Source organism: Pseudomonas sp. WMBT8, assembly GCF_050916005.1.
Taxonomy (GTDB): Bacteria; Pseudomonadota; Gammaproteobacteria; order Pseudomonadales; family Pseudomonadaceae; genus Aquipseudomonas.
Genome location: NZ_CP188096.1, coordinates 150,532 through 162,861 on the forward strand (window position 1 = coordinate 150,532; position 12,330 = coordinate 162,861).

At 62.1% G+C, this 12,330-nt stretch carries 10 protein-coding genes; all 10 read left to right on the forward strand.

Going from position 1 to position 12,330, the window contains the following annotated elements:
- The first annotated feature begins 101 nt into the window (after positions 1-101).
- Positions 102-1,448: a TolC family outer membrane protein gene (locus tag ACO77H_RS00645; RefSeq protein WP_029298771.1), complete on the forward strand. Its 1,347-nt coding sequence runs from the start codon at positions 102-104 to the stop codon at positions 1,446-1,448.
- A 41-nt stretch (positions 1,449-1,489) separates the two neighbouring features.
- Positions 1,490-3,646: a type I secretion system permease/ATPase gene (locus tag ACO77H_RS00650; protein ID WP_169954001.1), complete on the forward strand. Its 2,157-nt coding sequence runs from the start codon at positions 1,490-1,492 to the stop codon at positions 3,644-3,646.
- Entirely contained in the window at positions 3,636-4,997 is a 1,362-nt protein-coding gene (locus ACO77H_RS00655; RefSeq protein WP_029298775.1) for an HlyD family type I secretion periplasmic adaptor subunit, read from the forward strand. The genes ACO77H_RS00650 and ACO77H_RS00655 overlap by 11 nt, the downstream gene beginning before the upstream one ends.
- 225 nt (positions 4,998-5,222) lie before the next feature.
- Entirely contained in the window at positions 5,223-6,107 is an 885-nt protein-coding gene (locus ACO77H_RS00660) for a TauD/TfdA dioxygenase family protein (protein ID WP_432754846.1), read from the forward strand.
- Between the two features lie 14 nt (positions 6,108-6,121).
- A complete protein-coding gene (locus ACO77H_RS00665) occupies positions 6,122-7,147 on the forward strand; it encodes an ABC transporter substrate-binding protein (protein WP_432754847.1) in 1,026 nt (341 codons plus the stop codon).
- A 1-nt stretch (position 7,148) separates the two neighbouring features.
- On the forward strand, positions 7,149-8,000 hold the full coding sequence (locus ACO77H_RS00670) for an ABC transporter ATP-binding protein (RefSeq protein WP_169953998.1): 852 nt from the start codon (positions 7,149-7,151) through the stop codon (positions 7,998-8,000).
- A 12-nt stretch (positions 8,001-8,012) separates the two neighbouring features.
- The gene (locus ACO77H_RS00675; protein ID WP_057438937.1) at positions 8,013-8,861 is read left to right on the forward strand and encodes an ABC transporter permease; all 849 of its coding nucleotides are present in this window, start codon (positions 8,013-8,015) and stop codon (positions 8,859-8,861) included.
- Between the two features lie 99 nt (positions 8,862-8,960).
- Positions 8,961-9,587: an energy transducer TonB gene (locus tag ACO77H_RS00680; RefSeq protein ID WP_169953997.1), complete on the forward strand. Its 627-nt coding sequence runs from the start codon at positions 8,961-8,963 to the stop codon at positions 9,585-9,587.
- Positions 9,588-9,639: 52 nt separating this feature from the next.
- Positions 9,640-10,560 (forward strand): LysR family transcriptional regulator, encoded by a 921-nt coding sequence (locus ACO77H_RS00685; protein WP_169953996.1) that lies wholly within the window; start codon positions 9,640-9,642, stop codon positions 10,558-10,560.
- 209 nt (positions 10,561-10,769) lie between these two features.
- Positions 10,770-12,305, forward strand: coding sequence for an MFS transporter (locus ACO77H_RS00690; protein ID WP_170058211.1), 1,536 nt, complete (start codon positions 10,770-10,772; stop codon positions 12,303-12,305).
- The last annotated feature ends 25 nt before the right edge of the window (positions 12,306-12,330 follow it).

The window sequence follows — 12,330 nt, forward strand, 5'->3', positions numbered from 1 at the left end:
GCTTTTGAACTTTCCGACGTACGGTCATTACGGTAGCCATTTTCTAACGCAGCACGCCAAGTTGCTGTGACTTGAGACAAGAAGTCCTGGGGAATTTTTAAATGCGTTTGCACCTGCTTAAGGCAATACCGTTCGTTCTCGCCGCCAGTTTTGTACAAGCCCAAACCCTGCCCCAGGCCATGCAGCAAGCGCTGGATGTGCACCCGGAGATTCAGGCAGGTGTCAACGCTCGTATTGCTGCCGACTATCAGTTACGTGCGGCCAAGGGCGGTTACCTGCCCCGTGTCGACCTGAACGCCGGTTACGGCCGTGAAGGCACCGACAGTTCTTCCACCCGGGCCCGTGGCGGCCACTGGGACACCCTTAATCGCGGTGAATCGAGCCTGCGCCTGCAGCAAATGGTTTTTGACGGTTTTGCCACCTCCAGTGAAGTTGGGCGTCAACAAGCCACCGTTAACTCCCGCGCTTTCTCGTTGCTTGGCACTTCCGAGCGCACAGCATTGACGGTAGCCCAGGTTTACCTGGACGTCCTGACCCGTCGTGAGTTCGTGCGCCTGGCTGAAGACAACCTGCGCAATCACGAGCGCATCTACGACCAGATCAAGTTGCGCACCCAGCGCGGCGTCGGCAGCGGGGCTGACCTGGACCAGGCCGAAGCCCGTCTGGCCCAGGCCCGCAACAACGTGATCACCGAGCAGACCAACCTGGCCGATGCCCAGACCAACTACCTGAGCGCTGTTGGCCAGGAAGCCGATCAGTTGGAGCGTCCGCCAAGCTTCATGGCGCTGCTGCCAGCAGACCTGAACGAAGCGCGCCGCCAGATGCTGGATAACAGCCCGATCCTGCGTTCGGCCGAATCCGACATCGCCGCCGCCGAAAAACAATACGAAGCCGCCAAGTCTTCCTTCTACCCACGCTTCGACGCCGAGTTGGGCCGCAACGCCGACAACAACATCGACGGCGACGCCAGCCACAACAATGGATGGGAAGCCATGCTGCGCATGCGCTTTAACCTGTATGCCGGTGGCAGCAACAAGGCTGAGCTGGAGTCCAAGTCCTACCAGTCCAACCAGGCTCTGGATATCCGCAACAACGCCCTGCGTCAATTGAACGAAGAACTGGGCCTGGCCTGGAACGCCATGAACAACGCCAATGCCCAGGTGCCGATTGCCCAGCAATACGTCGACCACAGCAGCAAGGTGCGCGGCGCGTACCAAAAGCAATTCAGCCTGGGCGAGCGGACCCTGCTCGACTTGCTCGACAGCGAGAACGAACTGTTCACCGCTTCGCGTCGTCTGGAAGAGATAAAAAACGTTCAGTTATTTACTCAGTACCGAATCAAGGCGACCATGGGCGAGTTGCTCAAGAGCCAGGGAGTGGTCGCACCGATGGCCTCCGTCGTACAGAACGATGTGAAGCCGAAAGTTCAACTGCCTGGGATGAATTGAGCTATTCCTTATAGTCCCATCTGTTAGTTGAGAGAGCCCGCGTGGAATCAGAAGTCAGTCGAGTCCATCTCAGTCATGATCCACGCACATTGCACGACGACCCGTTACTCGACGGGTTGTTGGCTCTCTGCGCCCTGCACCAGAAGCCCGCCAGTGCGGCGATGCTGACCACCGGTCTGCCATTGCCGGCACAGCAACTGACTGCCGATTTGCTGGCCCGGGCCGCGGCCCGCGCCGGTTTGCAAGGGCGCCTGCTGCAACGCAAGCTCGATTCGATCCCCGCGATTGCCATGCCGGCGTTGTTGTTGCTCAAGGACGGTCGCAGCGCCGTGCTGCTCGGCTGGCAGGGTGAAGACGAAGCCCAGGTGCTGCTCAGCGAAAGCGATGGCGGTGAAACCATCGTCAAGCGTCAAGCCTTGGCCGATGACTACATCGGTAAAGTGTTCTTTGCCCAGCCCCAGCACAAATTCGATGTCAGCCACGGCACCCTGATCCCTCGGGCCCGCTCGTGGTTTCGCGATACCCTCAAGCGTTCGCGCTGGCTCTACGCCGATGCCATCGCCGCCAGTTTCCTGATCAACCTGATTGCCATGGCCGCGCCGCTGTTCGTGATGAATGTCTACGACCGCGTGGTGCCGAACCAGGCCACCGCCACCCTGTGGGTGCTGGCCACCGGTATTTTTATCGCCTATGTCTTCGACCTGGTCCTCAAGAGCCTGCGTAGCCTGTGCCTGGACCTGGCCGGCAAGAAAACCGACCTGATCATCTCGGCCACGCTGTTCGAGCGGATTGTCGGCATGTCGATGAAGTACCGCCCGGCGCGGGTCGGCAGTTTCGCCCAGAACATCCACGAGTTTCAGAGCCTGCGCGATTTTCTCGCGTCCCTGACCCTCACCAGCCTGATCGACCTGCCGTTCACCCTGCTGATCTTCATGGTGATCGCCATCCTCGGCGGGCATCTGGTGTGGATCCCCATGCTGGCCTTCCCGATTGCCCTGGGCATCGGCTACCTGCTGCAAAAACCGCTGGTCGCCACCATGGAGCGCACCATGGCCCTGGCTTCCGAGCGCCAGTCGAGCCTGATCGAAACCCTGGCCGGGCTGGACGCGGTCAAGGTCAACAACGCCGAAAGCGAGCGCCAGTACCAGTGGGAACAGACCATTGGCACCCTCAGCCGCCTTGAGCTGCGGGTCAAAATGCTCTCCGGGCTGTCGATGAACATCACCCTGCTGATCCAGCAACTGGCGGGTGTGATCATGATTGTCTTCGGGGTCTACCAGATCATCGCCGGCAACCTCAGCATGGGCGGCCTGATTGCCTGCTACATGCTCAGTGGCCGCGCGCTCAGCCCCCTGGCGTCGCTGTCGGGCCTGATGACCCGCTACCAGCAGGCCAAAGTCACCATGGTCTCCACCGACCAGATGATGGAGCTGCCCCAGGAGCGCAACTTCGAAGAGCGCCCCCTGAGCCGCCGCACCCTGCAAGGCGCCATCGAGTGCCGGGGCCTGAACTTTACCTACCCCAACCAGCAGAACATGGCGCTCAAGAACATCAACCTGGTGATCAAGCCCGGCGAGAAGATCGGCATCATCGGGCGTAGCGGTTCGGGCAAGAGTTCCCTGGCCAAACTGATCGTGGGGCTCTATCAGCCCGACTCTGGCGCCTTGCTGGTAGACGGCGTGGACATTCGCCAGATCGACGTCAGCGAACTGCGCCACAACGTCGGCTATGTGCCCCAGGACATCCAACTGCTGGCCGGTACCCTGCGCGACAACCTGGTCTCCGGCGCCCGCTACGTTGAAGACGAAGTGGTGCTGCAAGCCGCCGAACTGGCGGGCGTCCACGAATTTGCCCGCCTGCATCCGCAAGGCTACGAACTGCAAGTAGGCGAGCGGGGCCAGAACCTTTCTGGCGGCCAGCGACAAAACGTCGCCCTGGCGCGTGCCCTGTTGCTCAACCCGCCTATCCTGCTGCTGGACGAACCGACCAGCGCCATGGACAACACCGGTGAGGAACGCCTCAAACAGCGCCTGCAAGCCGTTGTGGCAAACAAGACCGTGGTGCTGGTGACACACCGGGCGTCGTTGCTGTCTTTGGTGGACCGTTTGCTGGTCATCGACCGTGGGCAGATCCTCGCGGATGGCCCGAAAGCCGTAGTGATGGAAGCGTTGAAGAAGGGGCAGATCAGTGTTGCGTAAATTCAAGGACGCGGTCCGTCGTTACTTCATTGGTTCCGATTCGCTGGACGGCCAGCCACTGCCAGAGGTCAAGAAGGCCCTGATCGAAGATGCCCCGCGCGTCGTGCGGCTGACCATCTGGGGGATCATCGGGTTTTTCCTGTGCATGCTGCTGTGGGCCGGCTTTGCCAAGGTCGACGAAGTCACGCGTGGCGATGGCAAGGCCATCCCATCCTCCAAGCTGCAGAAGATCCAGAACCTGGAAGGCGGCATCGTCGCCGAGCTGTACGTCAAGGAAGGGCAGATCGTCGAAGCCGGCGCGCCGCTGATTCGCCTGGACGACACACGTTTTGTCTCCAACGCCGGGGAAACCGAGGCCCAGCGCCTGTCCCTGCTGTTGCGCATCGAACGCTTGAACGCCCAGGTCGAAGACCGGCCGTTGAATATCCCTGAAGATGTACGGGCTGCTGCGCCCACCCAGGCGATCAACGAGCAGTCGCTGTACGAAAGCCGGCGCCAGCAGTTCAAGGACGAAATCGGCGGCTTGCAGGAGCAACTGACCCAGCGCCAGCAGGAGATGCGCGAATACACCTCCAAGCAGGGCCAGTACCGTAACCAGCTGTCGTTGCAGCGCCAGGAAATCAACATGTCCGAACCCCTGGTCGCCCAGGGCGCGGTGTCGCCGGTGGAAGTGCTGCGCCTCAAGCGCGCAGAAATGGAAACCCGTGGCCAGCTGGACGCCACCACCCTGGCCATCCCCCGCGCCGATTCGGCGATCAAGGAAGTGCAGCGCAAGATCGACGAGACCCGCGGTAAATACCGCAGCGAAGCCCTGACCGAACTCAACGAAGCACGCACCGACTTGAACAAGGCCCAGGCCACCGGCAAAGCCCTCGAAGACCGGGTGAGCCGGACCCTGGTCACCTCGCCGGTGCGCGGGATCGTCAAGCAACTGCTGGTCAACACCATCGGCGGGGTGATCCAGCCGGGCAGCGACATGGTGGAAATCGTGCCGTTGGACGACACCCTGCTGGTGGAAGCCAAGATCCGCCCGCAAGACATTGCTTTCCTGCACCCGGGGCAAGAGGCCGTGGTCAAGTTCACCGCCTATGACTACACCATCTACGGCGGCCTCAAGGCCAAGCTGGAGCGCATCGGTGCCGATACCATCACCGACGAAGACAAGAAAACCACCTACTACATGATCACCTTGCGCACCGATCGCAGCCACCTGGGCACCGATGAGAAGCCGTTGATCATCATCCCCGGCATGGTCGCCTCGGTCGATATCATCACCGGCAAGAAAACCATCCTCAGCTACCTGCTCAAGCCCATCATCAAGGCCCGGGCGGAGTCGTTGCAGGAGCGTTGATCTCGATTGCCTGGCCTGGCCTCATCGCAGGCAAGCCAGCTCCCACATTGGATCGGTTTACACGGTCAAAATGTGGGAGCTGGCTTGCCTGCGATAGGGCCCTCAACTCCACCACACTTTCCGGCCTCAACCCCTTAAAAGGCCATATAGTTATTCTCTAACGGTATTTAAATTCCAGTTCTTATATCTATAAAGTCGCTCTCCTGACTGCCAGGGAGTGATCTCATGTCCACCGCCACAGCCGCCTTGCCCACCGCCCAAACCTTCGACATCCGCCCATTCCCCGGCAGCGTAGGCGCCGAGATCATCGGCCTGGATCTGTCGCGTCCGGTCAACGACCAGGATTTCGCCCGCATCCACCGCGCGCACCTGGACCACCATGTGGTGGTGTTCCGCGACCAGCGCATCACCCCTGAGCAACAGATCGCCTTCAGCCGCCGTTTCGGCGTGTTGCAGATCCATGTGCTCAAACAGTTCCTGCTGGCCAACCACCCGGAAATCCTCATCGTCTCCAACATCATCGAAAACGGTCAATCCGTCGGCCTGGGCGACGCTGGCAAGTTCTGGCACTCGGACCTGTCGTACAAGGAACTGCCGAGCCTGGGTTCGATGCTCCACGCCCAGGAGTTGCCGTCCGAAGGCGGCGACACGCTGTTTGCCGACATGCACAAAGCCTGGGACCAACTGCCCGAGCATCTGCGCAAAGCCGTGCAGGGCCGCAGCGCCGCGCACTCCTACACCGCGCGCTACAGCGAGACCAAATTCGAAGGCAACTGGCGCCCAACCCTGACCCCCGAACAACTGGCCCAGGTCGCCGAGGTGGTGCACCCAGTGGTGCGCACCCACCCGGAAAACGGGCGCAAGGCACTGTTCGTCAGTGAAGGATTCACCACCCGTATCGTCGGCCTGCCCGAAGACGAAAGCCGCGACCTGCTGGCCCAGCTCTACGCCCACAGCGTCCACCCGCACAACATCTACCGCCATAGCTGGCAGCCCCACGACCTGGTGTTCTGGGACAACCGCTCGCTGATCCACCTGGCCGCCGGTTGCCCCAGCCACCTGCGCCGCAAGCTGTTTCGCACCACCATCCAGGGCGACGCCCCCTTCTGATTCGGAGCATGACCATGTCCAGCAAAACCCCCTTTGCACGATTGGCCGCGACCGTGGGCCTTGGCATCAGCCTGTTGGCCGGCAGTCTGGTTGCCCCGACTGTCGCCCAGGCCGAAGGCCAGATTCGCATTGCCGAGCAGTTCGGCATCGTTTACCTGCTGCTCAACGTGGTGCGCGACCAGAACCTGATCGAGAAATACGGCAAGCAGGAAGGTATCGACATCAAGGTCGACTGGACCCAGTTGTCCGGCGGCGCGGCGGTCAATGACGCGCTGCTTTCCGGCTCCATCGACATTGCCGGCGCCGGTGTCGGCCCGCTGCTGACCATCTGGGACCGCACCCACGGCAAGCAGAACGTCAAGGCCGTGGCCTCCCTGGGCAACTTCCCGTACTACCTGGTCAGCAACAATCCCAAGGTCAAGACCATTGCAGACTTCACCGAGAAAGACCGCATCGCCGTGCCGGCCGTGGGGGTTTCCGTGCAGTCGCGATTCTTGCAATACGCTGCGGCCAAGCAATGGGGCGACAAGGAATTCAATCGCCTGGATAAATACACCATCGCCGTGCCGCACCCCGACGCCACGGCCGCGCTGATCGCCGGCGGCACCGAGCTGACCGGGCACTTCTCCAACCCGCCGTTCCAGGATCAGGCCCTGGCCAACCCGAACGTGCATGTGGTGCTCAACACCTATGACCTGCTGGGGCCGAACTCGCCGACCGTGTTGTTCGCCACCGAGAAGTTTCGCCACGACAACCCGAAAACCTACAAGGCCTTCATCGATGCCCTGACCGAGGCCGCGCAGTTCGCCCAGAACGACAAGGGCGCCGCCGCCGACACCTATATCCGGGTGACCAAGGCCAAGATCGACCGGGCCGAGTTGCTGAAAATCATCGACAACCCGCAATTTGAGTTCAGCGTCACGCCGAAAAACACCTACCCACTGGCTGAATTCCTCTACCGCGTGGGCGCGATCAAGAACAAACCCGAGTCGTGGAAGGATTACTTCTTCCAGGATGCCAAGCCGCTGCAAGGGAGCTGAGATGAACGCGCCTTTGCAAGGCCACACGGCCAGCAACCTGAGTCCCGCCCAAGCCTTGCTCGCGGTGGATCAAGTCAGCCTGGAATACCGCACCCCCGAACGGGTGGTGCGGGCCACTCACCAGGTCAGCTTCGAGATCGATCCGGCTGATCGCTTTGTACTGCTGGGGCCTTCGGGCTGCGGCAAATCCACGCTGCTCAAGGCGGTGGCCGGCTTTATCAAACCCTGCGAAGGCGAGATCCGCCTGCTGGGGCAAAAGGTCGAGCAACCGGGCCCGGATCGCATCGTGGTGTTCCAGGAGTTCGACCAACTGCCGCCCTGGAAAACCGTCAAGCAGAACGTGATGTTCCCGTTGCTGGCGTCCCGGACCCTCAAGCGCCGCGAAGCTGAGGAGCGGGCGTTGTACTACCTCGACAAGGTCGGTTTGAGCGCCTTTGCCGACGCCTATCCGCACACCCTGTCCGGTGGCATGAAGGCGCGGGTGGCGATTGCCCGGGCGTTGGCCATGCAGCCGAAAATCCTGCTGATGGACGAGCCCTTCGCCGCCCTCGATGCCCTGACCCGACGCAAGATGCAGGAGGAGTTGCTGCTGCTGTGGGAAGAGGTGCGCTTCACCCTGCTGTTTGTCACCCACTCCATCGAAGAAGCCCTGGTGGTGGGCAATCGCATCCTGTTGCTGTCGCCCCATCCAGGGCGGGTGCGCGCCGAAATCCACAGCCATCAATACGACCTGCACAGCCTCGGCGGTGTGGCGTTCCAGGCGTCAGCGCGGCGTATTCATCGCCTGTTGTTCGATGAGTCGCCCGAGGCAGAAACCGAACTGGATTTCGCCGACATCCGCATCGCTTATTGAAGGACTGTGCCCATGCGCCAGGAATATGAAATCACCCTGCAACCGCTGCCCGGCGTGCCCGTGGAACGCGCCTTACCCCTGCGCCAACGCCTGTGGCAACAAGGCTGGCTGCGCAAGGGCCTGATCCTGATCGTGCTGGCGATCCTCTGGGAAGCGGCGGCGCGCTATCAGAACAACGACCTGCTGCTGCCCAGCTTCTTGCAGACCTTCCACGCCTTCTACGACGGCATTGCCAGCGGCGAGTTGCTGGGCAAGGTCAGCATCTCGCTGGTGGTGCTGCTCAAGGGCTACCTGATCGGCATCGTCCTGGCATTTGCCCTGACCACCCTGGCGGTCTCGACCCAGATGGGCCGCGACCTGCTGAGCACCCTGACCTCGATGTTCAACCCGCTGCCGGCGATTGCCCTGCTGCCCCTGGCGCTGTTGTGGTTTGGCCTGGGGCAGAACAGCCTGATTTTTGTGCTGGTGCACTCGGTGCTGTGGGCCTTGGCGCTCAACACCTACTCGGGGTTTATGGGAGTGTCGGAAACCCTGCGCATGGCCGGGCGCAACTACGGCCTCAAGGGCATGCGCTTTGTGCTGTTTATCCTGATCCCGGCGGCGCTGCCGTCGATCCTCGCCGGCCTGAAGATCGGCTGGGCCTTTGCCTGGCGCACGCTGATCGCCGCCGAACTGGTGTTCGGCGCCACCAGCGGCAAGGGCGGCCTGGGCTGGTACATCTTCCAGAACCGCAACGAGTTGTACACCGACAAGGTATTCGCCGGGCTGGCGGTAGTGATCCTGATCGGCCTGCTCGTGGAAAACCTGGTGTTCGACACCCTCGAGCGTGTCACCGTGAAGCGCTGGGGCATGCAGCGCTAAATAGGAATTATTGCTCTTTGGCCGCTATGAGTCCGATAATGCCGCCCGAACCTGACGCCGCCCTGGCGTCAGGCCTGGCCGGTAAAAGGATTTACGAACATGCGGTTTCTTGTCTTGGCTGCAGCCTTACTCGCGTCGACAGCGGTTTTTGCCGGGTTTGAGCCTGAAGTGGTGTTCACGGTCAAGCCGGTGTACCCCAAGACCCTGACAACCACCCAGGGGCATGCGCGGATCAGCCTCAAGATCCACAACGACGGATCGGTCAGCGATGTAAAAGCGCTCAATGCCACCAAGCCCGCCTTTGGCGAAGCGGCTGTCGGTGCGGCCAAGCAATGGCGCTTCAAGCCGTGGACAGTGAGCGCCGAGCGGCCTGCGGTGGTCGAGGCGCGCAACGATATGCTGTTTTCGCCCGAGCCCATCAGCCGTGAAGGGGTGCAACTGAACTTTACCGAGGTGAAGTTTCAATCCTGCCGTGACTTGAGCGAGGAGGTCAGCCAGTTCCGCCGCGAGCATCCCACCCGCCCTTTGAGTGCCATGAAGAGCTTCGCCATCACCCGCGTTGCGGTGATGCTGCCGGCGTTCAGTGGCAAAACTACCTATGCCGACGGCCTGGTCCTGGCCGATCAGCTGGAAAACTTATTGCCGGAAATCGTCCGCCAGTGTCAGGCCAATCCCACCGCCACCTACGCCGATTACCTGCCGCATAGCCTGAAACAGTACCGATAAAGCCTGCTACGATTGCGTGCGCTGTACTCCACATTCATCACGAGTGCTTGGCATGCAATTACCGGACATGAACCTGCTGGTGGCCCTCGACGCCTTGCTCGACGAGGGCAGTGTGGTGGGCGCCGCACGGCGGATGAACCTCAGCCCGGCGGCCATGAGCCGCACCCTGACGCGCATCCGCGAGGCTGTCGGCGATCCGATCCTGGTGCGCGCCGGGCGCGGCCTGGTGCCCACGCCCAAGGCCCTGGAGTTGCAAGGCCAGGTGCGCAACGTGGTGGAGCAGGCGGCGTTGCTGTTCCGCTCGGCGGACGAGGTCGACCTGAGCACTTTGCGCCGGCGGTTCAGCGTGCGTGCCAATGACTTTTTTGTCGGCGTGTATGGCGGTCGTTTGTTCGATGCCATGGAACGGGTGGCGCCCCACTGCGAGCTGCGTTTTGTGCCGGAAGGCGACAGTGACGATGAAGCCTTGCGCGAAGGGCGCCTGGACCTGCGCGTCGGCAACACCATGCCGATCACCCCGGAAGTGAAGGTGCAGAACCTGTTCTCCACCACCTTCGTCGGCCTGGCCCGTGAAGGCCACCCGCTGTTCGACGAAGAAATCACTGCGGCGCGCTTTGCCAGCTACTCCCATATCAGCATCTCCCGGCGCGGTATCGCCCGTGGGCCGATCGACACTGCCCTCAGTGCCCAGGGCCTGGAGCGCCGGGTGGCGATGATCGCGCCGGGGTTTCACGGTGCGATGTTCATGCTGCCCGACTCCGACCTGATCCTGCCGGTGCCCAAGGAAGCGCTGTACAGCGCCAATCGCCTGAAACTGCCACTGCGCGCATTCACCCTGCCGATTTCCCTGCCGACCCTGGTCCTGACCCAGGCCTGGCACCCGCGCTTCGACAAAGACCCGGCGCACCGATGGCTGCGCGAAACCATGCGCGAAAGCTGCGCGGCGACCTGGCGCGAAGCCCAGCCGGTCTGATGACCCCGATCAAATGTAGGAGCTGGCTTGCCTGCGATAGCGGTGTGTCAGCTAACGCATCTGTAACTGATACACCGCTATCGCAGGCAAGCCAGCTCCTACGTTCAATCATTGCGTCTGATGCAGTTATAACCTTCCCACAAGTCAGTTTTCGTCATGTCTAAGCCTTATTAAACTGCTCGGGTATTCTATTGCCGAGTTGTACCTTCATGACTTCCCTCGCTGCCCCCGCGCCCTTGGCCGCCGCCAAACCCGCCGCCGTCAGCCCCCCTGTGTTCGGCCCACGGATCATCATCGGCCTGGTTGGCGTGCTGCTGGCGGTACTGGTCTCGGGCCTGAACGAAATGGTGACCAAGGTCGCCCTCGCCGATATCCGCGGTGCGCTGTACATCGGGTTTGACGAAGGTACCTGGCTGGTTGCTGCCTACACCGCCACTTCCGTCTCGGCCATGGCCTTTGCGCCGTGGTGTTCGGTGACGTTTTCGCTGCGCCGCTTCACCCTGTGGGCCATCGGCCTGTTTACCCTGCTGGGGGTGCTTTGCCCGCTGGCGCCGAATTATGAAAGCCTGCTGGTACTGCGCACCCTGCAAGGCCTGGCCGGTGGAGCCTTGCCGCCGATGCTGATGACCGTGGCCCTGCGTTTCTTGCCGGCCCACGTCAAGCTCTACGGCCTGGCCGGCTATGCCCTGACCGCCACTTTCGGCCCCAGCCTCGGCACACCGTTGGCGGCACTCTGGACCGAATACGTCGGCTGGCAGTGGGCGTTCTGGCAGATCGTCGCACCGTGCCTGCTGGCCATGGCCGCCGTGGCCTACGGCTTGCCCCAGGACCCGCTGCGCCTGGAGCGCCTCAAGCAGTTCAACTGGCGCGGCCTGCTGCTGGGCTTCCCGGCGATCTGCATGCTGGTGATCGGCATCTTGCAGGGCAATCGCCTGGACTGGTTCGAGTCGCCGCTGATCACCACGCTGCTGATTGGCGGGGTGCTGTTGCTGGTGCTGTTCATGCTCAATGAATGGTCACACCCGATGCCGTTCTTCAAGTTGCAGATGCTCGGCCTGCGCAACCTGGCCTTCGCCCTGATCGTGTTGGCCGGGGTGCTGGTGGTGTTGCAGGCGGTGATCATCCTGCCGTCCAGCTACCTGGCGCAGGTGCAGGGTTACCGGCCGCTGCAAACCGCGCCGGTGATGCTGATCATGGCGCTGCCGCAGTTGCTCGCGCTGCCCCTGGTGGCCGCCCTGTGCAACTTGCGCTGGGTGGATTGCCGCTGGGTGCTGGGGATTGGCCTGGGCATGCTGACCTTGTCCTGCCTTGGCGGCGCGCAACTGACCTCGGCGTGGATCCGGGATGAGTTCTACGTGCTGCAACTGCTGCAAATCTTCGGGCAGCCGATGGCGGTGTTGCCGCTGTTGATGCTGTCCACCGGCAGCATCGTGCCCACCGACGGGCCGTTTGCCTCGGCCTGGTTCAACACGGTCAAGGGCCTGGCGGCGGTGGTCGCCACCGGGGTGATCGAGGTGCTGACCACCCACCGCCTGCATTTCCACTCGACCATGCTGGTGGACGCCCTGGGTAACTCACCCCTGGCTGACAGCGATGCCGCGGGCCTTGCCCACCGCCTGCACCAGCAGGCCGTGGTGCTGACTTCTGCGGATCTTTATTACGTCATGGCCGGTGTCGCGGTGGCGTTGATCCTCCTGATTTTCTGGATGCCGACGCGGATTTTCCCGCCGCGCGCACCCGCTTGATTGTTGACTGAAACAAAGGATTTTT

Coding starts and splice junctions, on each gene's coding strand:
- ACO77H_RS00645 (WP_029298771.1), top strand. CDS start 102: ATGCGTTTGCACCTGCTTAAGGCAATACCGTTCGTTCTCGCCGCCAGT.
- ACO77H_RS00660 (WP_432754846.1), top strand. CDS start 5,223: ATGTCCACCGCCACAGCCGCCTTGCCCACCGCCCAAACCTTCGACATC.
- ACO77H_RS00665 (WP_432754847.1), top strand. CDS start 6,122: ATGTCCAGCAAAACCCCCTTTGCACGATTGGCCGCGACCGTGGGCCTT.
- ACO77H_RS00670 (WP_169953998.1), top strand. CDS start 7,149: ATGAACGCGCCTTTGCAAGGCCACACGGCCAGCAACCTGAGTCCCGCC.
- ACO77H_RS00675 (WP_057438937.1), top strand. CDS start 8,013: ATGCGCCAGGAATATGAAATCACCCTGCAACCGCTGCCCGGCGTGCCC.
- ACO77H_RS00680 (WP_169953997.1), top strand. CDS start 8,961: ATGCGGTTTCTTGTCTTGGCTGCAGCCTTACTCGCGTCGACAGCGGTT.
- ACO77H_RS00685 (WP_169953996.1), top strand. CDS start 9,640: ATGCAATTACCGGACATGAACCTGCTGGTGGCCCTCGACGCCTTGCTC.
- ACO77H_RS00690 (WP_170058211.1), top strand. CDS start 10,770: ATGACTTCCCTCGCTGCCCCCGCGCCCTTGGCCGCCGCCAAACCCGCC.